Source organism: Octadecabacter sp. B2R22, from assembly GCF_018861045.1.
Lineage (GTDB): Bacteria > Pseudomonadota > Alphaproteobacteria > Rhodobacterales > Rhodobacteraceae > Octadecabacter.
This window is the reverse complement of the sequence record NZ_JAHKQJ010000010.1, coordinates 183,426-203,603: the sequence shown is the minus strand read 5'-3', so window position 1 is coordinate 203,603 and position 20,178 is coordinate 183,426. Positions and strand designations below refer to the sequence as shown.

Sequence of the window (20,178 nt, the reverse complement as noted above, 5' to 3'; positions counted from 1 at the left end):
CCGAGGTACTTATGAAACAAAGGCAAATGCAAAGATGAAACCGACAACTGAACGCGACTTGGCTGAGGCCATTGCGAGCGCCAAAGGGCCGCTGCGGATCACCGGTGGCGGCACGCGCGATGTGGGCAATCCGGTTGTAGGCGACGCGCTGAGCACCGCCGCGCTGTCTGGCATTACGCTATATGAACCGGGCGCTTTGACCATAGTGGCGCAAGCGGGCACGCCGGTGTCGGAGATTGAAGCGGCGCTGGATGCAGAAAACCAGCGGCTTGCGTTTGAACCGATGGACCACCGCACGTTGCTAGGCACGCAGGGTACGCCGACGGTTGGCGGCATGGTCGCGGCGAATGTCAGCGGACCGCGCCGCATTGCGGTAGGGGCGTGCCGTGATCACCTGCTGGGCGTTCGTTTTGTCGATGGTGCTGGAACCGTGATCAAGAACGGTGGCCGCGTGATGAAGAACGTCACCGGCTATGACTTGGTGAAGCTGTTAGCGGGATCCTATGGCACTTTGGGCGTTCTGAGCGAGGTTTCGTTGAAAGTACTGCCCAAGCCCGAGACCGAGGCCACGCTGGTGCTGAACGACCTGTCCCTTGAAAATAGCGTTGCTGCAATGTCTGCCGCACTTGGTTCCCCCTTTGAGGTGACAGGCGCTGGCAAAGTCAAAGGGCAGACTTGCATTCGCATCGAAGGGTTTGAGGCCTCGGTGCGGTATCGGGCCGAGCAGCTTACAGCACTTCTGAGCAAACATAGCGATGTGGACCAGATAGAACATAAGGCGAGCGGTTCGTTGTGGCGTGGTATTGCCGATGTATCTGGTTTTGCGGACCATGCGGCGGTCACCCGTGTGTCTGTCAAACCGAGTGCGGCCCCTGCACTGGGCGTAAAAATTGCAGGGCAGCATAACGTGGATGTTATGCTGGATTGGGGTGGCGGATTGATGTGGTTCGGGATGATGCAGGATGATGCCGCAGCCGTAGCCCATCAAGCGATCCAAGACAGCTGTGCGCAAATCAATGCACATGCGACGCTGATCAAAGCACCAATCGAAACCCGTGCCGCCGTGCCGGTGTTTCAACCAGAAAACCCGACCATCACTGCGCTGTCAGACGGTATCCGCGCTAAATTCGATCCCCGTGGCATCTTGAACCCGGGATTGATGGGATGAGCGGTCTGACAACGGCCTTTGTCCTTATCCCCTGCATCTCCGCCTCTGCGGTTGCGGTTGTCTTGTTTGATTGGCGGTTGGCAGCAGCAGCCGCCTGTGGCGCCTTGGCCTTTCTGTTCTTGGCACCACATTTGCCAGAAGTGCTGCGCATCTATGGCAGTTCGGTCATGTCGGGCGTCGCGATCTGCGCTTTGGCGTTGGTCGCGCTTTTGCTGTGGCGTCCGTCCACGTCCACATGGTCACGAATGTCGGCTGCATTGGTCGCGACGTTTACTGTGACCTACGGCCATCTCATTTCGCTCGGAGTAACTTGATCCATGCAAACCACATTCACCGATGAACAGCTAAAAGACGCAGGCACCGCGCGGGCAAACGAGATTTTGCGGGCTTGCGTTCATTGCGGATTTTGCACGGCGACCTGTCCGACCTATCAGGTTTTGGGCGACGAATTGGACAGCCCGCGTGGTCGGATCTATCTGATCAAGGACATGCTGGAAAACGAGCGTGTGCCCGATGAAAAGACCGTAAAACACATTGATCGGTGTCTGTCCTGCCTTGCCTGCATGAGCACGTGCCCCAGTGGCGTGCACTACATGCATCTGGTCGATCATGCCCGCGAATACATTGAAAACAACTACAAACGCCCCCTGAGTGATCGCGCACTTCGTTGGGTTTTAGCGCGCATTTTGCCATACCCAACGCGGTTCCGCGTGGCGCTGCTTGGGGCTAAGATTGGGCGACCTTTTGCGCGGTTCATGCCCGATGCGCGGTTGCGCGCGATGCTGGAGATGGCGCCCAAGACCATCCCCCCTGTGTCGCGAAACGATGATCCGCAAACCTTCCCGAGCACGCAAAAGAAGATGCGCGTGGCGTTGATGACGGGGTGCGCACAAAAGGCGCTGAACACGGATATCAACGACGCCACCATCCGGTTGCTCACGCGCATGGGCGCTGAGGTTGTCGTGGCGAAGGGTGCTGGCTGTTGTGGGGCGTTGACCCACCACATGGGCAAGGCAGACGAGAGCCACGCGGCGGCGGCAAAGAACATTAAGGCGTGGACCCGTGAAATGCAGGACGGTGGGTTGGACGCGATTGTGATCAACACGTCCGGCTGCGGCACGACCGTCAAGGATTACGGCCATATGTTCCGTGAATCCGACCTTGCGAGCGAGGCACAGGCGGTCGCGGATATTGCGATGGATGTGTCCGAAATCTTGATGAAACTGGGCCTGCCCGAAGGCGGCGCACCTGATATGACTGTCGCCTATCATGCGGCCTGTTCGTTGCAGCATGGACAGCAGATCAAGACCTTCCCGAAGGACCTGTTGCGCCGCGTGGGGTTCAAGGTGGCCGAACCCGCAGACAGCCATTTGTGCTGTGGATCGGCCGGAACATACAACTTGATGCAACCCGAGATTTCCAAGCAGCTCAAAACCCGCAAGGTGCAAACGTTGGAGGCCGTGAATCCCGACATTATCGCGGCAGGTAACATTGGCTGCATGATGCAGATCGGCGGAGGAACCGAAGTCCCTATCGTGCACACGGTTGAGCTTTTGGATTGGGCAACGGGCGGGCCGAAACCGCCTGCCCTGAGTGCCGGCCGTGACACAATGTCAGCGGTTCCAATCCTGCGCTAAGCGCCCTTGCGACATTAAGAAACGGTAAACGTTGCCACATTTGTGCCGCAGTCTCTGGGTATTTCGGGGCAAATCAACCGAGGCACCCAATGCGAAAAACCCTGCTTTCCTTGGCTATGCTGGCCTTTTCCAGCGTTACAGCCATGGCTCAGACCACCGCTCTTCAGGAGCTTTCTTCGGGTGTGGATGCTCGTGGTTGGGAAGCCGTGGGACGTTTGGACATTGATGGCAAAGGGTTTTGCACTGGGGCACTGATTGCCCCTGATCTGGTGCTGACGGCGGCCCACTGCATGTTTGATAAAGGCACAGGGTCACCTGTTGATCCGTCCCGTGTGGAATTCCTTGCGGGGCTTCGTGGTGGCCGCCCAGAGGCCACGCGCCAAGTACGTAGCGCAGTTGTGCACCCGTCTTATGAGCACACAGGCGACGCAAGGCCCGAACATGTCCGCTATGACGTAGCGCTGTTGCAGTTGTCGCAGCCGATCCGCACAAGCCGCGTGGAACCGTTCGAAATATCAAGCTCTTTGCGCCGCGGAACTGAAGTCGGCGTTGTGTCTTATGCGCAAGACCGTTCCGATGCCCCGTCCCTGCAAGAAGTCTGCAATGTATTGGGACAACAAGACGGTGTTTTGATCATGGATTGCGATGTGGATTTTGGCAGTTCCGGCGCGCCGATCTTCCGATCCGAAGACGGCGTTCCGCGCCTGGTTTCGGTCGTTTCAGCCATGGCGGAAATGGACGGGGACAAAGTTGCGTTGGGCATGGACCTTGCGGAACCGATTGCCGTGTTGCGTCTGGCCTTGGAAGAAGGGCGCGGGTTGTTTTCGACGCCCCCTGCCAGCGCGCGGGTTATCCGCCCCGGTGAACGCGCCAACACAGGCGCTTTGTTCGTACGCCCCTAGTTGCGCGTCCGCAGGTCTTGAAACCTGCACAACTGCCCCCCAAATAATACACATCGGGATGCCAATGATGGGTCCCGTAACCACCGCTGTCGTGCCCATTCGGGACGGCACACTACATCGTTATCGCTTTGAAAAGGATACACTATGCGTACGTTTGATTTAGCCCCACTGCACCGTGCCACTGTCGGTTTCGACCAGATCACAGACATGATGGACCGCATTCTGAGCAATGACCAAGGCAGCCAAAGCTACCCGCCCTACAACATCGAGAAAACCGCAGATGACAGCTGGCGCATTTCCATCGCCGTTGCTGGTTTTTCTGAGGCCGATCTGCACGTCGAAGTGAAACAGAACGCCCTTCATGTCTCTGCCAAGAAGGCCGAAGAAGACACGGTTGAGCGGACCTATTTGCACCGTGGCATCGCCACCCGCGCGTTTAGCCGACGGTTCCATCTGGCCGACCACGTAAAGGTCACAGGTGCAGCCCATGAAAACGGCATGCTCCATATCGACCTGACCCGCGAAGTGCCAGAAGCGCTGAAACCGCGCCGCATCGAGATCGCGACGGCCCCCAAGGTCGAACAAGACGTGATCGAAGGCGACAAGGTCAACTAATCACGTTGAATTGCGACTAATTAAGAAATCGGGTCGCCAATCGCGTTCAAACCGAAGGTGAGAGGCAGCGATTGGCGACACATTCTTAACAATTCGACGAACCTAACGTCTCCTCCCAAGACGACACGGGCGTGCTGACCTCCCTCAGCACGCCCGTTATATTTTTTCCGCCATGCATTTTAGACATATTGGCCACCCTGATTTGGGGGTGCTCATTCGTAAGGCGGCGGCCTATTCTACGATCAGGGAGGAGAAACCCGAACGAAAAACGGAGTTCTCCAATGGCATATGCCAACACGACTATTAATACACCGAACGGCCGCCCATTTCTTGCGCGACCATTCGTTGCAATTGGCAATGCGCTGAGCACCCTTGCCGAAGCAGTATCCATGGCGCAGGCCGCGACACGTGTCGCTGAGATGTCTGACCGCGAACTCGAAGAAGCAGGCATGGATCGTGCTGAAGCGATTGAAGCGGTGTTTTCAGTAGAGCCACAGCGCTAAGCGCGAGCAAGTCTTATTCAAGTGCCTGAGTTTCCGTAGTGCTTTAGCGCAAGAGTGCGAATGTCCGCAATGAGCCCAGAGTGACGGATGCTGCGCGTTGGGCGAATGTCCGCTTTCGTCAGGGACAGCACCACAGACCTTGTTCATTCCTCGGAGAGAATTTCACCACCAGCAACAACGAATGTGTAGTGAGTTGCCCCCTTACCATTCTCACGAACGGTGACACCGACGAGCACTAACTCTGATAAATCAAACTCAAAGTCAGCCGTATTGACGAGATCAAAAGCCATTGAAATAGACGGGTCAGGCCCCCCTGTTCCTTCAAAGGTCTCGACGAACAGCTGCACCGACGTTGCTCGAAGAGAAAATGCTTCGATCTGAAAAATGCAGGAGCCACTTCGATCAAGCATTCTGACCGATGCAGATTGATCATTACCGCTTCCAAATCGTAGTCCACCGATCTCCACTGATGCATCAGGAGCCACAATTTTCTCGACCCAAAATGTGTATTCATCCATCCAGGGCTCTTCAAAATCAAACACGATTTTTGAATAGGCCTTGGTTCCAGAGCAAGAGCTTAGCATCAAGGGCGACACTATCGAGGCCGAATCCTCAGGTGGGGAGCATGAGGAAATCAAGATTGCGGCAAACGCGACCAATAAATACGATCTCAAGGACACGAAAGAGTTGGGTTGGTCAGATGCGCGCATCGTTAAATGTTAGAATAGCTGGATCATTATAACAACTGATAGAACGCCAAAGCAGCCGTTCAATTTAGAAAATTGAATGGCGGAAAAGTCCCGCATAGCGGACATTCATCCTTAGTGCGCTTCCGCCCACGTCGCCCCCGTCCCCGCATCGACAACCAGCGGTACGTCGAATTTCACCACGGGGTTGGCCGCATTTTCCATGACACTTTTGGCGACCACGATCAGATCATCGGCTGCGTCTTTGTCGACTTCAAACACCAGTTCGTCGTGAACCTGCAACAGCATTTTGGCGGGTAAGTGCGCAATCGCGTCGTCCATGCGGATCATGGCGCGGCGGATGACGTCGGCGGCGGTGCCTTGGATCGGGGCGTTGATCGCCGCACGTTTGGCGAACCCTGCGCCGGGGCCTTTGGCATTGATTTCCGGTGTGTGGATTTTACGGCCGAACAGGGTTTCAACGCGGTTGTGTTCTTTGGCGAAGGCCACCGTGTCATCCATGAAGGTACGGATGCCGGGGAAGCGTTCAAAGTAGCGGTCAATAAAGCCCTGCGCTTCGGCACGTGGGATGCGAAGATTGCGCGCAAGGCCAAAGCCACTGATGCCGTAGATCACACCAAAGTTGATCGCCTTGGCCTGACGGCGCACATCTGACGTCATTTCATCCAGCGGAACATTGAACATCTCGCTCGCGGTCATCGCGTGGATGTCGTGGCCGTCACGGAAGGCTTGTTTCAAAGTTTCGATATTGGCGACATGGGCAAGAATGCGCAGTTCGATCTGGGAATAGTCGAGCGCTACAAGTGTCTTGCCCTCTTCAGCGACAAAAGCTTCGCGAATTTTGCGGCCTTCTTCTGTGCGGATCGGGATGTTTTGCAGGTTTGGTTCCGTCGACGACAACCGCCCAGTGTTGGCGCCCGTAATAGAATAGGACGTGTGCACCCGCCCTGTTTCGGCGTTTATGTGGGTTTGCAACGCGTCCGTGTAGGTCGATTTCAGCTTCGACAAAGACCGCCAGTCCAGCACACGGGCCGGAAATTCATGTTCCGTAGCAAGGTCTTCGAGGATATCGGCACCGGTGGAATATTTCCCCGTTTTACCTTTTTTTCCGCCCTCAAGCCCCATCTTTTCAAACAGGATTTCACCGACCTGCGCGGGGGAACCAACGTTAAATTTTTCACCAGCCAGTTCGTAAAGCTCATCCTCGAGCCCTGCCATTTTCTGGGCGAACGAATTAGACATGCGCGACAGCGTATCCCGATCGACTTTGACCCCAGACATTTCCATCTTAGCCAGCACAGGAACCAATGGGCGTTCCATGGTTTCGTAAACCGAAGTAACGCGAGCGCGGTGCAGTTGGGGTTTAAGGCTCTGCCAAAGTCGTAAGGTAATGTCGGCGTCTTCGGCAGCATATTTCACGGCCTCAGCTACATCCACACGATCAAAGGTGATTGCCGATTTACCAGTGCCCAGCAGCGGTTTGATCGGGATCGGCGTATGGCCCAAGTACGTTTCCGACAGCACGTCCATGCTGTGACGGTGCGTGCCAGCATTCATCGCATAAGACATCAACATTGTATCGTCGATGGGGGCCACGTCGATCAGCAAGCGCTTGAAAATCTTGCAGTCATACTTGGCGTTTTGGAAAATCTTGAGGATGCTATCATCTTCGAGCATCGGTTTCAGGATTGCGAGGCATTCCTCAAAATCCATCTGATCTTTGGCCAATTCATCGTCACCAAACAGATCATCTGCAGCGCCACCCTTGTGGGTCAACGGGATGTAGCAGGCCTCACCTGCTTCAACACAAAGAGAGACGCCAACAAGGTCGACGACCATTTCGTTTAGGCCCGTCGTTTCGGTATCCACGGCCACATAGCCACGGGCATAGATGCGGTCGATCCACGCTTGAAGCGCTGTCGCGTCCTTTACCCATTCGTATTTATCTGCGTCAAACGGCGGCAGCTCTGGCGCGTCCTCAGCGGTGGGTTGTTGCACGGCGTCTTCGATCACTGGCGCCTCGACGTTCAGCTTTTCTGCGATGCGTTTAACGATGGTGCGAAATTCCATCTGAGCAAGGAATTCCAACAGGACATCGGGTTCAGGGTCGCGCACTTCGAGGTCATCCAGAGTGAACGGCAGGTCCATTTCAGTGTCCAACGTGACGAGCTGCTTAGACAGCTCGATTTGTGCACGATTGTCGATCAAGGTCTGGCGGCGTTTGGGTTGTTTGATTTCTTCGGCGCGATCCAAAAGCGTTTCCAGATCGCCATATTCATTGATCAACAGCGCCGCTGTCTTAATCCCGATACCGGGTGCACCTGGAACGTTATCCACGCTGTCGCCAGCGAGGGCTTGCACATCGATCACACGGTCTGGCCCAACGCCAAATTTTTCTTCTACGCCTTCTACGTCGATCACGCGGTTGCCTTTCATGGCATCCATCATCACGACGCCGCCGCCGACCAGTTGCATCAGGTCCTTGTCGCTGGAAATGATCGTGCAACGCCCCCCTGCCTCGCGGGCTTGGCGGGCGAGGGTCGCCATAATGTCATCGGCCTCAAAACCTTCGATTTCTTCGCAGGCAATGTTGAAGGCGCGGGTCGCATCGCGGGTCAGCGGCATTTGCGGGCGCAGATCCTCGGGCATGGCATCACGGTTGGCTTTGTATTGATCGTAAAGATCATTGCGGAACGTGTGGCTGCCTTTGTCAAAGATCACTGCAACATGGGTGACGTCGCCGCCTTGGTTTCCCTCGACATAGCGCTGCAACATATTGCAGAAGCCGGACACAGCACCAATCGGCAACCCGTCAGATTTGCGCGTCAGCGGTGGCAACGCGTGATAGGCACGAAAGATAAATGCCGACCCGTCGATCAGATGTAGATGGTGACCTTTGCCAAATGCCATTGCGAACCCCCGAAATATGGACCCGTCCGATGTGCCACGGTTGGCCCCGACATGGAAGCCGCTAGCGCGTCAAATGCCCGTTCCACCACAGTGATACTGTCACCGCATAAGGTGTCGGGGTCCATGCGCCAGACGTCAGGCCTGCATCCGAAAGCTTGTCACTGATCCAGACATTGCAGGTGCGCAGGGCATTGAACCGCCCCGCAGCAGGAAAGAAGACATCCGTGGGCGTAAAACCGGACAAAGGCAAAGCCCTCGGTGTAGCGTCCAGATCGGACAGGATGCTGGCCCGCAAAGCCGCGAGCTGTGCCTCGCTCACGCGGATTCGCAGCAATCTGGGGTGAACCGGCAAGGCCCCTGTGACTTCAAACCTCATCACGCCGTCATCACCCGTCGCGGCCTTCATGACGGTGCTGGCAGACAGGCTCGAATAGTTGCCTGTCGTGGTATAAAAGGCCTCGCTACCCCATCCAACCGCAAGCCAACGCACCAAAGGGTGGCGCAGCGGTACGCCTGCGCCTTCCAAAAACTCAAAACTGGTCAACGTCGCGTCGTCCACAGGCAGTAAGATATCGTAGTGGATCAGTCCCGCGACAAGGATGATCTCTCGGTCCGCGGGTGCATCACCAACATCTGCGCGTGGGTTTTGTGGGGCAAACGCACCCAGTAGTGCCAAACCAAAGTACAAAAGAAATGGAACAAGCGCCCAAGTGATGGCCCGAAGGAGTCGCCTCAGCCAGATCATGCGTTGCCGAAATCAGGTCGCGTCAGCGTCTTCACCATAGACATATTTGCAATCGCAATAAGGGCACTCGACGTAACCCTCTTTCAGCGGAATCTGCAGCCAGACACGTGGATGGCCCAAACCACCGGTCCCACCATCGCAGGCCACGCGTCGTTGGTTGACGATCTTGGTCTCTGGCGCGGTAAGGGTCATGGGCAGGCCTTTGTGTCGGGGGCACAAAACGTGCCGTTGCATGCAGGCTGTATAGCCGTCAAACAGGGCACCAATCAAGATGGGAAACACCAGATGTCAGAGAACGCGTTAGAGATCACGGGGCTGCACAAGACCTATGCATCCACCAAACGCAGCCCCGCCAAAGAAGCCCTGACAGGCGTTGACCTGTGCGTGCCGCGTGGATCGATCTTTGGGCTGCTCGGGCCGAACGGAGCTGGCAAGTCCACGATCATCAATATTCTGGCTGGTCTGGTGACAAAGTCCGCAGGTTCCGTGAAAATCTGGGGCTTCGATCAAGACGAAAATCCACGCCAAAGCCGCGCTGCCATCGGTATCATGCCGCAAGAACCAAACCTCGACCCTTTCTTTACGCCCCGTGGGTCATTGGATGTACAAGCGGGGCTATATGGCGTGCCCAAATCCCAACGCCGCACCGAAGAACTGCTTGAACTCACGGGCCTCACGGACAAGGCCGAGGCCTATGCACGATCACTCTCAGGTGGCATGCGGCGCCGTTTATTGCTGGGCAAAGCGCTGGTCCACTCACCGCAAATTCTTGTGCTGGACGAACCCACAGCAGGCGTCGACATTGATCTGCGCAATCAACTCTGGGCCCATGTGCGCCGCCTGAATGATGAAGGCATGACCGTCATCCTCACAACCCACTACCTCGAAGAAGCCGAGGCCATGTGCGATCAGATCGCCATCATCAATCACGGATCGGTCATCGCCAACGACACGACCTCAAACCTGCTCGGTCAATTGGACAGCAAAACCTTGGTGATCACACCGGACGGCGATGCGACCCTCCCCGCCCTTCCGACAGGCATCGACCTCACCCGCCGCGAGGATGGCACATTGGCGTTCACCTACAAGACTTCACACACACGGGCCGACGCAGTCCTTGATCTCTTGCGCGGCGCTGGCGTCTTGATCAAAGACATTCGCACCGAAGACCCCCACCTTGAAGATGTGTTCTTGAACCTGACACGGGATTAACCCGCCCCATTTGCCTTTGTTTCTGAAATACCTCGGGGGATTCGCCGCAGGCGATGGGGGCTGGCCCCCTCTTTCGCGCCGAAGGCGCGCTCGTCGGATTTGCAACGCAAATTCGAAACCGTTCTAACGCGCCAGCATTGGCCCCAGATTACGTCCCGCCAGAATATGCAGATGATAATGCGGCACGTCTTGCACCCCATCTTCACGAGCATTCGCAACAGCACGGAAACCAGGTTCGACCCCCTCAAGGCGGCAGACCTCAGCGACAGCGGCCATAAACCCGACCTGTTCGTCAGCGCTCGCATCCCGCGCAAAGTGATCAAGCGTCATGTATGGCCCCTTTGGGATCACCAAAACATGCACCGGTGCCTGCGGGTTAATATCGCGAAACGCAAGCGCGTGGTCGCTTTCAAAAACGGTGTTGTTTGGGATCTCGCCGCGCAAAATCTTGGCAAAGATATTCTGATCGTCGTAGTCAAACTGCATCACGGTGCTCCTTAGTCGGCGAACAAATATGGGGTTTGGGCAATTCCACGCGCCACGTCATCGGACAGGCTCAGGAACTCAGCAATAGGCGGAGTGTTCTCGTCAGGGCTGGCAGATTCGCGTACACGAAGGTGGTTCTCAAACCCCGCATCACGAATACGATCACTCTCATACACAACGTCATAACGGATCGTCGGCAACAACTGCTGCATGGTTTCTTCCGCAGTCTCTTCTCCGGCAAGCCCGACCCGTTTGGCGTGACCTGTCAGGTATTCATCAGAGAAATCACACTCCAATTCCAACAGCCGCGTGGTCGAACGATCGTTAAAGAAATCCTGCATCAGATCGAGGTTCGCCGTGTCCAGACAGATGATCAACCGATCGGTATCATAGTAGTCAAACAACATTCGCATCAGCGCACGCCTGTGGCGGGTGCGTTTACTCAGCGTGGATTGAATACCGCCAAGATCCGGCAGATCCGTATCTTCTTCGTTAAACAGATAATCAATGCACGGGATGGTCGTGTGGTGTTTAATCGACCCGACGAGGCGCTTTGCAACATGCCATTTCTTACAGGCAACGATCAGAAGTTCGCGTTCGCGCCCAAGTGACGTCTCGGTTTCCCAGAACCGCGGCGCAAATCTGCGCCCGATCCGGCCGCGCCCAGTGAGGAAGCTAAACAGCTTTTGACCCTCACCGGAAATACTGAAATCATCGCGATCAGAGGCATAAAGGCGGCCAAGGCGTTCCTTGAGCGACGTCGCCTCGGGTGAGATTTTTCGCGCAAACAGGAAATCTTGCGACAACAGAAGGTCATAGTGATCGTTGTAGAACGTCACCGGCATTCCGTAGTCGGTAAACATCAAGAACGTCAGCGTGCGGGTGCGGATTTCGGGTTCTGGCACCAGATGGCGGACCAGTGTCTGAAAGAACGTCTCATCTGGAATCCACGTCGTGCGGAAGAATTTCATCACGTCTGGGCGATTGCGGGTCATGTCGATGATCCATTCAATCGTACGGCGGCGCAGACACCACCACTGGGATCCGATCATGATCTGCAAATCTGCCGGAATTTCCCGCTCCAGCCCCAATTTGCGCTGCGCCCACCACGAATTATAGAACAGCGTTTTGTGGGTGCGTTCATTGAACCAGTGGCGGTAGATCAACCGTTCTTCTTTCATGCCAGTCTTGATCCAATCGGACTCGAAGAAATCAAAACTCTCGATGTAATCGCAATCGTCACTGTCCAGCAGCGCCTTGGCATGGCTCGCGGATTTGATCGCCATGCAATCGCCTGACACCATGTAAAAATGCGTGGCGCGAGGAAACGCATCCACGGCGGCTTCAACAGCATGAAGCGTCGCTTGCACCAAGGACCATTCGCCCCAACCGCATTTGATCCTTTTCTTGGCGAAGGTCACGTTAGGATTGCCGCCCAAATGGTCTTCAATATAGGCAAATGCCTCTTTTGGGGCACTGGCATCGAAATGGATCGACATGTAATCCCCAACAGCCGTCAGCTGTTCGGCCTGTTGCACGATGGCTTCAGGGTCTTTGTGACACAGCAGGATGAACGCAATTCTTGCCATTTTAGAAACAATTTTCCCCTATGGGTTAGATTGTATTCGTTTAGTTTTTCTTGTGTAAACGCGATGACCGATTGAATAAACACGAATTATTTGCTTTTTTAGCAAAAAACAAAGCTGACGCGCGCGGCAAGTACAACCAACAAGGACGAGCATATGGGTTTCCCCGGAACATGGATGACTGAATCCGAGAGCGTAGTGTACCGCGTGGTCCCGAAATGCGCCTGTTCGACCATCGGCCAGATCATGTATTATTCTGATCACGGCGAATTCTTTGACGGTGACATCCACGATGCCGAAGGCGGCATGCATAAATGGGCCATGGAAGACAGTCAGCAACTGATCACAGACAACGTCAAGAATCACAGCAGCTATTCGTTCACCTGTGTTCGCAACCCTTACACCCGCATCTTGTCGTCCTTCTTTGACAAGATTTGCGGCATCCAGCGCAATGGACGACGCTATCGTGGCAACCTTGTTCCGCTGTTGATCCAGAAATACGGCATCGAAGTCGGCAGCCCGGAAGACGGGTTCGAGTTTGACCAGATCAAATCTTTCCGCCGCTTTTTGCTGTTTGCCCGCGACACCATCAAATACCGCCGCCCGATGGACCCTGATATCCACTGGTCGGCAATGTCGGGCCATATCAGCACGTTCATCGTGAACGGCGGGCGCTACGATAAGATTTTCTGGACCGAACAGTTCAACGACGGCATGCAACAGGTGCTGGACGGAATCGAAACCAAGAACAAAGTCGATCTGGCCGGAATACCGCGTTTCAACGAATCCGAAGGCCACGGGCCAAAACGCGCCCATCCTGTAGAAGACTACTTTGACGACCTGTCAAAACACTTGGTCTATGAAATCTACAAGAAGGACTTCAACCTGTTCAAATACGACTTTGAAAACCCGGGCAACAAGATGCCCATCGGTGAGATCGATTTGGACGAGGTGCACGCAAAACTGGGCGCATAGTCGCACCCAGTCGCGCCTGCGGCGAGCGGGGGGCGGATTTCTGCGAAATCCGCAAAGATCCTCGCCCTCTTGACGACCGGGCGCAAAATCCCGCGTCGCGCTATGGATACTTAAGAACCAAAGAAGACAGAGTAACCCAGAATTAACCTTAATGCGCCAGTTTAGCAGTGCGGCACAGGCAGGGATGCCCTCGGCCGTAACCGAAGAAGACGCGGCCCTTACCAATGCACTTGGTGACTGCGGGAGGGCCGCGCACCTTTGGTTGAGCTGCGCCCTTGTTTTCTTTGGTTCAGAAATATCCCCGCCGGAGGCATCACTTGCTTCGCGACACACTCGACGTGATCGGTGGCATGCGCCCTCTTAGAGCAATCCGTGTTTTGCAAACATCTCTGCCATGTTTGCTTCCGGACGTGGCCCCATGTGGCCGATGACCTCTGCCGCGCAGAGCACGCCCATTTGTGCGGCAACGTCCAAGGGGCGGCCCGTCGCGACACCATAGAGGAAGCCAGCCGCAAACTGATCGCCGGCCCCAGTTGCGTCCACGGGTGTCACCGGCGTGACCTCTGCGGTGTAGCGGACCTCGCCTTGCTGGACCCAGACCGCTTCGCCAGAGCGCGTGCAGGCCACAATGTCGCAGACCTCGGCAGCTTGGCGGATCGCGTCATCAAGGTCGGCCGTTTCATACAGCGTCAGCCATTCTTGCGCATTCCCGATGGCGACATCCATGTCTTCGGCAATCAGACGTTTGAAGTCGTCGCGGTGGCGTTCAGCGCAGAACGGGTCGGAAATGGTGATTGCAGAACGACCGCCCGCGGCCTTCATTTTGCCAGCCGCTTCCGAAAAGGCCGTTTTGCCTTCGTCTTTGTCAAACAAATAGCCTTCGAGGAATAATAGCCCCGTGCCAAACACATCTGGCACATCAGCGCTGGAAATGTCCGCGCCCGCCCCGAGGTAGGTGTTCATCGAGCGTTCGCCATCCGGTGACACGAAGATCATCGAGCGGGATGTCGGCAGGTCAACGTCTTGGGGAGCCAGTGGAAATGCGGTGCCCGCCTCAGCCAGCGCATCCGCATAAAACTTACCCAATGCGTCACTCTTAACCTTACCGATAAACGCCGTTTGCAGGCCCAGTTCACCGATCCCGGCAAGTGTGTTTCCTACAGACCCCCCGGGCGCTTCGACGCGGCTGTCCATTGATGCATACAGAAGTTCTGCACGATCGCGTTCGATCAATTGCATGATCCCCTTCTCGATCCCCATTTGGTCAAGAAACGTGTCGCTGGAGGGGGAGATCACATCAACAATTGCATTGCCGATACCGATGACGTCGTAGTTCATTCCGTTTTATCCTCGTAAAGGCACAGATCACGGATGTGACAGGCCTGACATTTTGGTTTGCGCGCGACGCAGATATACCGCCCGTGCAGGATCATCCAGTGGTGTGCGTGCAGTTGAAAATCAGCTGGGATGTTGTCTTCGATCGCGCGCTCGACGGCGCCTACATCTTTGCCCGGCGCGATGCCACTGCGATTACCAAGCCGGAAAATATGCGTATCCACAGCCTGCGCGGGCTGCCCCCACCACATGTTCAAAACCACATTCGCCGTCTTGCGCCCCACGCCCGGAAGAGATTGCAGCGCCGCGCGGGAATTCGGGACTTCGCCACCATATTCATCCACAAGGATTTGTGCGGTCTTCATCACGTTCTTGGCCTTTTGGCGAAATAGGCCAATCGTCTTGATATGATCGGTTACCGCATCAATCCCCAGATCGAGCATCTTTTGAGGTGTATCGGCGACCTTGAATAGCTCAGCCGTCGCCTTGTTCACGCCCTTGTCCGTGGCCTGCGCGGACAGCGCCACGGCGACCACCAACGTATAAGCGTTAACGTGATCAAGTTCGCCTTTAGGTTCGGCGTCACCATCGCGAAACCGCGTGAAAATTTCACGGATCGTGTTGTAGTCGAGCTGTTTTGTTAATTTGGCCATAGCATCCCTTTTGCCCAGCTTGCGCGTTACAAACAAGTCAAAGGCGCAACATTCGGGTCGCGTGGGGCACGTTAGGTCGTTACGTTTCCGGCATGGAACATTCAGATCGATATCATTATCACGTCATCCGCCGCGCCTTGGATGAGATCGACGCCGCCGAGGGCACGCTGTCACTCGACGAGCTTGCCGCGCGCATGGAGATGTCACCCGCCCATTTTCAACGGGTCTTTTCGCGTTGGGTCGGGGTATCGCCGAAACGGTATCAGCAATACCTCGCGCTGGATCACGCCAAGACGCTGCTGTCCAATAACTTTACCACATTGGCGACGGCAGACGCAGTGGGGCTGTCAGGGTCCGGCCGCCTACACGATCTCTTCCTGAGTTGGGAGGCAATGAGTCCGGGGCGTTACGCACGTGGGGCTGCGGGGTTAACGATACGATGGGGTCGCTTTGACAGCGCCTTTGGGCCTGTCATCGCCATGGCCACAGATCGTGGCATTTGCGGCATGGGTTTCACCGCCGAAGAAGGCGATGGCGAAACCTACGCGGACCTTGCCAAACGTTGGCCAAACGCGACGTTTACCGAAGACCCAGAGGCGATCCGCCCTTGGGTGGAGGCCGCGTTAAGCATGGAAGGCGAAACCAAGCTGCACATGATCGGCGCGCCGTTTCAATTAAAGGTTTGGGAGGCGCTTCTGAGTATTCCGTCAGGCCACGTCACCACGTATTCTGAAATCGCCGAGGCGATCGGCACGCCCCGTGCGGTGCGGGCCGTGGGCACCGCAGTCGGCCGCAATCCGGTGAGTTGGTTGATCCCCTGTCATCGTGCGCTGCGCAAATCCGGCGGCCTTGGCGGTTACCATTGGGGGCTTCCTGTGAAACGGGCGATGTTGGCGTGGGAAAGTGCCCGTGAGGACGCGGGTTAAGGCATTGAAACCGATGACCATCGGCGGAACACCGCCGCTCATCAGGGCGTTATTGGATAACAAGCGGGATTGATCGATATAACGCCTATCAAACGCACCACGTCCGGTGCCCAAATAGGATTTTAGAATATGACCCTGTCCAAAATGTCCCTCGCCGTCGCTTTGTCTGGCGTCATGGTGCTGACAGCCTGTGACTCAGTAGTTGACCCGAACAACCCCAACAGCAACACACAGACTGGCGCTCTTGTTGGCGCAGGTGTTGGTGCGATCATTGGCGCCGCACGTTCTGATGGCGATTCTGGCGCCCGCAACCGTAGTGCAATCGTTGGCGCTGTTCTTGGCGCGGGTCTGGGTGCAGGTGCTGGCGTGTTGCTGGACCAACAAGAAGCCGAACTTCGCCAGCAGCTCGGGTCCAACGCGACCATCACCAACACGGGTGAACAGCTGATCGTTAGCCTGCCACAAGACATCTTGTTCGCGACAGACAGCGCAGCCCTGACAGGTGGCCTGCGTAGTGACATCACCGCACTGTCAGCATCCATCAACAACTACCCTGACACAACAATCAACGTGATCGGTCACGCCGACAACACAGGTGGTGCCGCTTACAACCAAGACCTGTCGGCACGTCGTGCACAGGCTGTGTCATCCGCGCTGATCAGCAGCGGCGTTAATCCGGGCCGTATCCGGTCCATCGGTCGTGGTGAAGATGCCCCAATCGCATCCAACCTGACGCCAGAAGGCCGCGCATTGAACCGCCGTGTGGAAATCACCATCACGCCAAACGGCTAACTTTGATACCATACTTTCTTGGGCCGTCTGCACATCGCAGGCGGCCCTTTTCGTTTGCGGCGGGGCTAGGTTTGGTCATATCATTTGACCAATTATGTGAGGGGCCAATAATGCCATTCGAACCCATTCAACCCGAGAAGATTTCGCAATCGGTGGTGCGCCAGATCGAGCAATTGATCCTGCGCGGCATCCTGAAACCCGGAGAGCGCCTGCCCTCGGAACGGGAATTGTCTGAACGCCTTGGGGTATCGCGCCCATCCCTGCGCGAAGCCTTGGCCGAGTTACAGGTGAGCGGCCTTTTGGTCAGCCACGCAGGGTCCGGCGTCTTTGTTGGCAATGTACTAGGGTCGGCGTTCTCGGAAACCTTGGTGCGCCTGTTTGCGAACCACGACGAAGCGGTGTTTGACTACATCGCGTTTCGACGTGACATGGAAGGGTTGGCCGCAGAACGCGCGGCGACGCTGGGCAGCGACACGGACCTGAAGGTCGTCGATACGATCTTCAAGAAAATGGAAGCCGCCCACAGCAAACGCAACCCAACCGAAGAGGCTGGTTTGGACGCTGATTTCCACCTCAGCATCATCGAGGCGAGCCATAACGTGATCATGCTTCATATGATGCGCTCTATGTATCAACTGCTGCGTGAAGGGGTGTTTTACAACCGCCAGATCATGTTCAAACAACGCACCACGCGGGACGCTTTGCTGGACCAACACCGCGCGATCAACGACGCCTTGCAGGCACGGGATGCTGCCGGCGCACGGGCCGCCGTTGAGGCGCACTTGGGGTTTGTCGAGGATGCCCTTTGGGGGCAGGACAAAGCCGACCGCAATGAGGCGATTGCACGGAAACGGCTCGATCACGAAGTGCAGCGCTAAGCCGTTTGCTAGATGCGGTAAGAATTTTTCGAAGGTTTGCTATGCGGACGAAGCTGTTCTTGCTTCGCATTGTGTCGACAGCACCATCAAGAGCAACGAGGTGAGCTATCGGTAGCAAGGATAGTCCAACGCGACCCCGTTGAGGCTCTATCCCCTAAGCGGGGCTTCGCACCGAAACCCGAGGCCAAAATCGTCACTGTGCAATTTGGTTGCAATGCGTCAAAGATGCCCTCCCTCTTATCAGCACCGAAGAGAAAGGAACCGCTCTCCACTAGGTCAAAAGCGCCATGATCTGTCATGACTGCTCCGCAGTACCCAAAAAGATTGCTTTGAGGACGTTCTGATCGCGTCCGGCCAATTCTTCGTACCCAGCCCTCGTTGCAGGATCGGGATGCGGCCTGCTCAATCACAACGACTTCAAACTTGTCCGAAAACATGTATGGAGAACCGACTTTCCAGACCGCATACACAACGATCAGAAGTCCTCCGATCCAAACACTCTTCAAAATTGGAACTCCTAATGGCTGACGTTAGCGGCTCTGCAGAAAGGTGCCAAGTAAGGATCAAAGCAGACATTTGCGGAAATCCAACGAAATCATAGCTTTCGCACTTTGAAGTAACCGTTCCGAACGAAAAAGGCCCGACGCGTTTCAGCATCGGGCCCATTCAGAAAAATTATGTTCGCTTAGTGCAGCTTCGCACCAACCTCAGAAATCGCATCGTCGATCAGTTTGTTCGCGTCCGCAGCAGTTGTCTGCTTGGCGATCACATCCTGAGCGGCAGCAACTGCGACAGTCGCGGCTTGGTTGCGAACGTCGCGGATTGCAGACGACTTCGCGCTTTCGATCTGCTCTTCTGCGGCGGCCAGACGGCGCGTCACGGACGCTGCGATTTCTTCTTTCGCAGTGACGGCAGCGCGGCTTGCTTCGTCTTTGGCGTTGGCAACGATACGGTCGGCCTGTTCCTGCACTTCACGTTGCTTCCGCTCGTAAGAGGCCAGCAGAGTTTGCGCTTCTTCGCGAAGCGCTTTGGCTTCGTCCAGATCGGATTTGATGCCTTCAGCACGTTTGTCCAGAAGACCGGAAATCATGCCTGGAACTTTGAACTTGATCAGAACGCCTACGAAAAGAAGGAAGGCGATCAGAACGATCATGTCCGTGTTGCTGAGCGACCAGAAGTCTGCAGAGAACGGGTTCTTGCTGGCCGCCAAAGCAGGCGATGCAGCAAGTGTCAAAAGGGCGGCTACTGAATATTTCATGGCTTACCCTTTCATCCGTGCAGTGACAGCGGCGGTGATTGCTTTCGCATCGGCCTTGCCACCCATTGCAGCGACGATTTCTTTGGCAGTGTCTTTGGCGACGGCTTTCACCGCGTCCGCAGCACCAGCCTGAATTTCGGCGATTGCTTTTTCGCTTTCAGCCGTTTGAGCGGCAATTTCAGCGTCGGCTTTTGCCAGTTGAACATCAAGTTCGCCTTGGATGTCCGCTTTGGCGGTGTCGACGATTTTGCCAGCTTCCGCACGGGCATCTACAAGCGCTTTATCATAGGCGGCCTCGGCCTCCTGTGCGCGTTGCTTCAGCTCTTCGGCGGCGGCAATGTCATTTGTGATCGTGCCCTGACGTTCGGCCAAGACCGCGCCAATGCGTGGCAGAGCCACACGGGACAAGATGAAATAGATCACGATCAACGTGACCACGAGCCAGAAAATCTGGTTCGGGAAGGTCGAGAAATCTAGCTGCGGCATTCCTGCCCCGCCAGCTTCGGCCCCATGTTCGACTGCTGTATCAGCCATGTTTCACATCCCTCTCGATGATCTAAATTGATTCCGCCGCTGAACGCGACGATATCGGGGGTCTTACTTCAGGGGGAAACCGTTAGATTTCCCCCTAAGCGTAAGGATCGTAATGTCGTGTCTTAGACCGCGAACATCAGCAGAAGTGCTACGAGGAACGAGAAGATCCCCAAAGCTTCTGCGAATGCGATGCCGATAAACAGCGTAGCAGTCTGGCCAGCAGCAGCTGACGGGTTACGCAGTGCGCCTGCGAGGAAGTTGCCAGCTACGTGACCAACACCGATTGCGGCAGCGCCGGAACCAATTGCAGCCAAGCCAGCGCCGATGTGTGCGAGTTCGCCTTCCATAATGTATCT

General features: G+C 55.9%; 22 protein-coding genes. 11 read left to right on the top strand and 11 right to left on the bottom strand.

Translation table 11 applies throughout. From position 1 onward, the window contains the following. Positions 1-34 precede the first annotated feature (34 nt). The 6 genes from KO486_RS13960 to KO486_RS13935 all read left to right on the top strand — a co-directional run bounded on the left by KO486_RS13960 (position 35) and on the right by KO486_RS13935 (position 4,825). On the top strand, positions 35-1,168 hold the full coding sequence (locus KO486_RS13960; RefSeq protein WP_216037889.1) for an FAD-binding protein: 1,134 nt from the start codon (positions 35-37) through the stop codon (positions 1,166-1,168). Continuing rightward, on the top strand, positions 1,165-1,482 hold the full coding sequence (locus KO486_RS13955) for a hypothetical protein (RefSeq protein ID WP_216037888.1): 318 nt from the start codon (positions 1,165-1,167) through the stop codon (positions 1,480-1,482). The genes KO486_RS13960 and KO486_RS13955 overlap by 4 nt, the downstream gene beginning before the upstream one ends. A gap of 3 nt (positions 1,483-1,485) precedes the next feature. Beyond that, positions 1,486-2,805: a glycolate oxidase subunit GlcF gene (gene glcF / locus KO486_RS13950; protein WP_216037887.1), complete on the top strand. Its 1,320-nt coding sequence runs from the start codon at positions 1,486-1,488 to the stop codon at positions 2,803-2,805. An 89-nt stretch (positions 2,806-2,894) separates the two neighbouring features. Then, entirely contained in the window at positions 2,895-3,707 is an 813-nt protein-coding gene (locus KO486_RS13945; RefSeq protein WP_216037886.1) for a trypsin-like peptidase domain-containing protein, read from the top strand. A gap of 144 nt (positions 3,708-3,851) precedes the next feature. Beyond that, the gene (locus KO486_RS13940; protein WP_216037885.1) at positions 3,852-4,322 is read left to right on the top strand and encodes an Hsp20 family protein; all 471 of its coding nucleotides are present in this window, start codon (positions 3,852-3,854) and stop codon (positions 4,320-4,322) included. A 281-nt stretch (positions 4,323-4,603) separates the two neighbouring features. After that, on the top strand, positions 4,604-4,825 hold the full coding sequence (locus KO486_RS13935) for a hypothetical protein (RefSeq protein ID WP_216037884.1): 222 nt from the start codon (positions 4,604-4,606) through the stop codon (positions 4,823-4,825). A 143-nt stretch (positions 4,826-4,968) separates the two neighbouring features. Here KO486_RS13935 and KO486_RS13930 read toward each other — a convergent pair whose 3' ends face one another. The 4 genes from KO486_RS13930 to KO486_RS13915 form a co-directional block, all read right to left on the bottom strand. Further along, positions 4,969-5,367, bottom strand: coding sequence for a hypothetical protein (locus KO486_RS13930; protein WP_216037883.1), 399 nt, complete (start codon positions 5,365-5,367; stop codon positions 4,969-4,971). A gap of 279 nt (positions 5,368-5,646) precedes the next feature. Continuing rightward, positions 5,647-8,442 (bottom strand): DNA polymerase I, encoded by a 2,796-nt coding sequence (gene polA / locus KO486_RS13925; protein WP_216037882.1) that lies wholly within the window; start codon positions 8,440-8,442, stop codon positions 5,647-5,649. A 61-nt stretch (positions 8,443-8,503) separates the two neighbouring features. Then, entirely contained in the window at positions 8,504-9,187 is a 684-nt protein-coding gene (locus tag KO486_RS13920) for a TIGR02117 family protein (RefSeq protein ID WP_216037881.1), read from the bottom strand. A gap of 12 nt (positions 9,188-9,199) precedes the next feature. Continuing rightward, positions 9,200-9,379, bottom strand: coding sequence for a zinc-finger domain-containing protein (locus KO486_RS13915; RefSeq protein WP_216037880.1), 180 nt, complete (start codon positions 9,377-9,379; stop codon positions 9,200-9,202). A 93-nt stretch (positions 9,380-9,472) separates the two neighbouring features. Here KO486_RS13915 and KO486_RS13910 point away from each other — a divergent pair, with 93 nt between their 5' ends. After that, positions 9,473-10,399, top strand: a complete 927-nt coding sequence (locus KO486_RS13910; RefSeq protein ID WP_216037879.1) for an ABC transporter ATP-binding protein — start codon at positions 9,473-9,475, stop codon at positions 10,397-10,399. 123 nt (positions 10,400-10,522) lie between these two features. Here the strand turns inward: KO486_RS13910 and KO486_RS13905 are convergent, their stop codons facing one another. Together KO486_RS13905 and KO486_RS13900 are read right to left on the bottom strand one after the other, a co-directional pair. Next, positions 10,523-10,885, bottom strand: a complete 363-nt coding sequence (locus KO486_RS13905) for a histidine triad nucleotide-binding protein (RefSeq protein ID WP_216037878.1) — start codon at positions 10,883-10,885, stop codon at positions 10,523-10,525. An 11-nt stretch (positions 10,886-10,896) separates the two neighbouring features. Continuing rightward, on the bottom strand, positions 10,897-12,474 hold the full coding sequence (locus KO486_RS13900; protein ID WP_216037877.1) for a DUF5928 domain-containing protein: 1,578 nt from the start codon (positions 12,472-12,474) through the stop codon (positions 10,897-10,899). Positions 12,475-12,627: 153 nt separating this feature from the next. On the opposite strand from KO486_RS13900, the gene KO486_RS13895 reads away from it, so the two are divergent. Further along, entirely contained in the window at positions 12,628-13,446 is an 819-nt protein-coding gene (locus KO486_RS13895) for a sulfotransferase family protein (RefSeq protein ID WP_216037876.1), read from the top strand. 360 nt (positions 13,447-13,806) lie between these two features. Here KO486_RS13895 and KO486_RS13890 read toward each other — a convergent pair whose 3' ends face one another. Both KO486_RS13890 and nth read right to left on the bottom strand, forming a co-directional pair. Further along, entirely contained in the window at positions 13,807-14,784 is a 978-nt protein-coding gene (locus KO486_RS13890) for an adenosine kinase (RefSeq protein ID WP_216037875.1), read from the bottom strand. Then, positions 14,781-15,434 carry an endonuclease III gene (gene nth, locus KO486_RS13885; RefSeq protein WP_216037874.1) on the bottom strand — a complete coding sequence of 218 codons (654 nt, stop codon included), beginning with the start codon at positions 15,432-15,434 and terminating at the stop codon, positions 14,781-14,783. Before nth ends, KO486_RS13890 begins: the two co-directional genes overlap by 4 nt. A 92-nt stretch (positions 15,435-15,526) precedes the next feature. Between nth and KO486_RS13880 the strand changes: the two genes are divergently transcribed. From KO486_RS13880 to KO486_RS13870, 3 genes are all read left to right on the top strand, one after another. Next, on the top strand, positions 15,527-16,360 hold the full coding sequence (locus KO486_RS13880) for a bifunctional helix-turn-helix domain-containing protein/methylated-DNA--[protein]-cysteine S-methyltransferase (RefSeq protein ID WP_216037873.1): 834 nt from the start codon (positions 15,527-15,529) through the stop codon (positions 16,358-16,360). Positions 16,361-16,489: 129 nt separating this feature from the next. Then, positions 16,490-17,152: an OmpA family protein gene (locus tag KO486_RS13875; RefSeq protein ID WP_216037872.1), complete on the top strand. Its 663-nt coding sequence runs from the start codon at positions 16,490-16,492 to the stop codon at positions 17,150-17,152. 110 nt (positions 17,153-17,262) lie between these two features. Next, positions 17,263-18,030, top strand: coding sequence for an FCD domain-containing protein (locus KO486_RS13870; protein ID WP_216037871.1), 768 nt, complete (start codon positions 17,263-17,265; stop codon positions 18,028-18,030). A gap of 685 nt (positions 18,031-18,715) precedes the next feature. Here KO486_RS13870 and KO486_RS13865 read toward each other — a convergent pair. The 3 genes from KO486_RS13865 to KO486_RS13855 all read right to left on the bottom strand — a co-directional run bounded on the left by KO486_RS13865 (position 18,716) and on the right by KO486_RS13855 (position 20,169). Beyond that, a complete protein-coding gene (locus tag KO486_RS13865) occupies positions 18,716-19,288 on the bottom strand; it encodes a F0F1 ATP synthase subunit B (protein WP_216037870.1) in 573 nt (190 codons plus the stop codon). Between the two features lie 3 nt (positions 19,289-19,291). Beyond that, positions 19,292-19,822 (bottom strand): F0F1 ATP synthase subunit B', encoded by a 531-nt coding sequence (locus KO486_RS13860; protein WP_216037869.1) that lies wholly within the window; start codon positions 19,820-19,822, stop codon positions 19,292-19,294. 122 nt (positions 19,823-19,944) lie between these two features. Next, positions 19,945-20,169 (bottom strand): F0F1 ATP synthase subunit C, encoded by a 225-nt coding sequence (locus tag KO486_RS13855; protein WP_015496525.1) that lies wholly within the window; start codon positions 20,167-20,169, stop codon positions 19,945-19,947. Between the last annotated feature and the right edge of the window lie 9 nt (positions 20,170-20,178).

Excerpts from the sequence above, each read along its gene's own strand:
- KO486_RS13960 (WP_216037889.1), top strand. The coding sequence starts at position 35 with ATGAAACCGACAACTGAACGCGACTTGGCTGAGGCCATTGCGAGCGCC.
- KO486_RS13955 (WP_216037888.1), top strand. The coding sequence starts at position 1,165 with ATGAGCGGTCTGACAACGGCCTTTGTCCTTATCCCCTGCATCTCCGCC.
- glcF (WP_216037887.1), top strand. The coding sequence starts at position 1,486 with ATGCAAACCACATTCACCGATGAACAGCTAAAAGACGCAGGCACCGCG.
- KO486_RS13945 (WP_216037886.1), top strand. The coding sequence starts at position 2,895 with ATGCGAAAAACCCTGCTTTCCTTGGCTATGCTGGCCTTTTCCAGCGTT.
- KO486_RS13940 (WP_216037885.1), top strand. The coding sequence starts at position 3,852 with ATGCGTACGTTTGATTTAGCCCCACTGCACCGTGCCACTGTCGGTTTC.
- KO486_RS13935 (WP_216037884.1), top strand. The coding sequence starts at position 4,604 with ATGGCATATGCCAACACGACTATTAATACACCGAACGGCCGCCCATTT.
- polA (WP_216037882.1), bottom strand. The coding sequence starts at position 8,442 with ATGGCATTTGGCAAAGGTCACCATCTACATCTGATCGACGGGTCGGCA.
- KO486_RS13920 (WP_216037881.1), bottom strand. The coding sequence starts at position 9,187 with ATGATCTGGCTGAGGCGACTCCTTCGGGCCATCACTTGGGCGCTTGTT.
- KO486_RS13915 (WP_216037880.1), bottom strand. The coding sequence starts at position 9,379 with ATGACCCTTACCGCGCCAGAGACCAAGATCGTCAACCAACGACGCGTG.
- KO486_RS13910 (WP_216037879.1), top strand. The coding sequence starts at position 9,473 with ATGTCAGAGAACGCGTTAGAGATCACGGGGCTGCACAAGACCTATGCA.
- KO486_RS13905 (WP_216037878.1), bottom strand. The coding sequence starts at position 10,885 with ATGCAGTTTGACTACGACGATCAGAATATCTTTGCCAAGATTTTGCGC.
- KO486_RS13900 (WP_216037877.1), bottom strand. The coding sequence starts at position 12,474 with ATGGCAAGAATTGCGTTCATCCTGCTGTGTCACAAAGACCCTGAAGCC.
- KO486_RS13895 (WP_216037876.1), top strand. The coding sequence starts at position 12,628 with ATGGGTTTCCCCGGAACATGGATGACTGAATCCGAGAGCGTAGTGTAC.
- KO486_RS13890 (WP_216037875.1), bottom strand. The coding sequence starts at position 14,784 with ATGAACTACGACGTCATCGGTATCGGCAATGCAATTGTTGATGTGATC.
- nth (WP_216037874.1), bottom strand. The coding sequence starts at position 15,434 with ATGGCCAAATTAACAAAACAGCTCGACTACAACACGATCCGTGAAATT.
- KO486_RS13880 (WP_216037873.1), top strand. The coding sequence starts at position 15,527 with ATGGAACATTCAGATCGATATCATTATCACGTCATCCGCCGCGCCTTG.
- KO486_RS13875 (WP_216037872.1), top strand. The coding sequence starts at position 16,490 with ATGACCCTGTCCAAAATGTCCCTCGCCGTCGCTTTGTCTGGCGTCATG.
- KO486_RS13870 (WP_216037871.1), top strand. The coding sequence starts at position 17,263 with ATGCCATTCGAACCCATTCAACCCGAGAAGATTTCGCAATCGGTGGTG.
- KO486_RS13865 (WP_216037870.1), bottom strand. The coding sequence starts at position 19,288 with ATGAAATATTCAGTAGCCGCCCTTTTGACACTTGCTGCATCGCCTGCT.
- KO486_RS13860 (WP_216037869.1), bottom strand. The coding sequence starts at position 19,822 with ATGGCTGATACAGCAGTCGAACATGGGGCCGAAGCTGGCGGGGCAGGA.
- KO486_RS13855 (WP_015496525.1), bottom strand. The coding sequence starts at position 20,169 with ATGGAAGGCGAACTCGCACACATCGGCGCTGGCTTGGCTGCAATTGGT.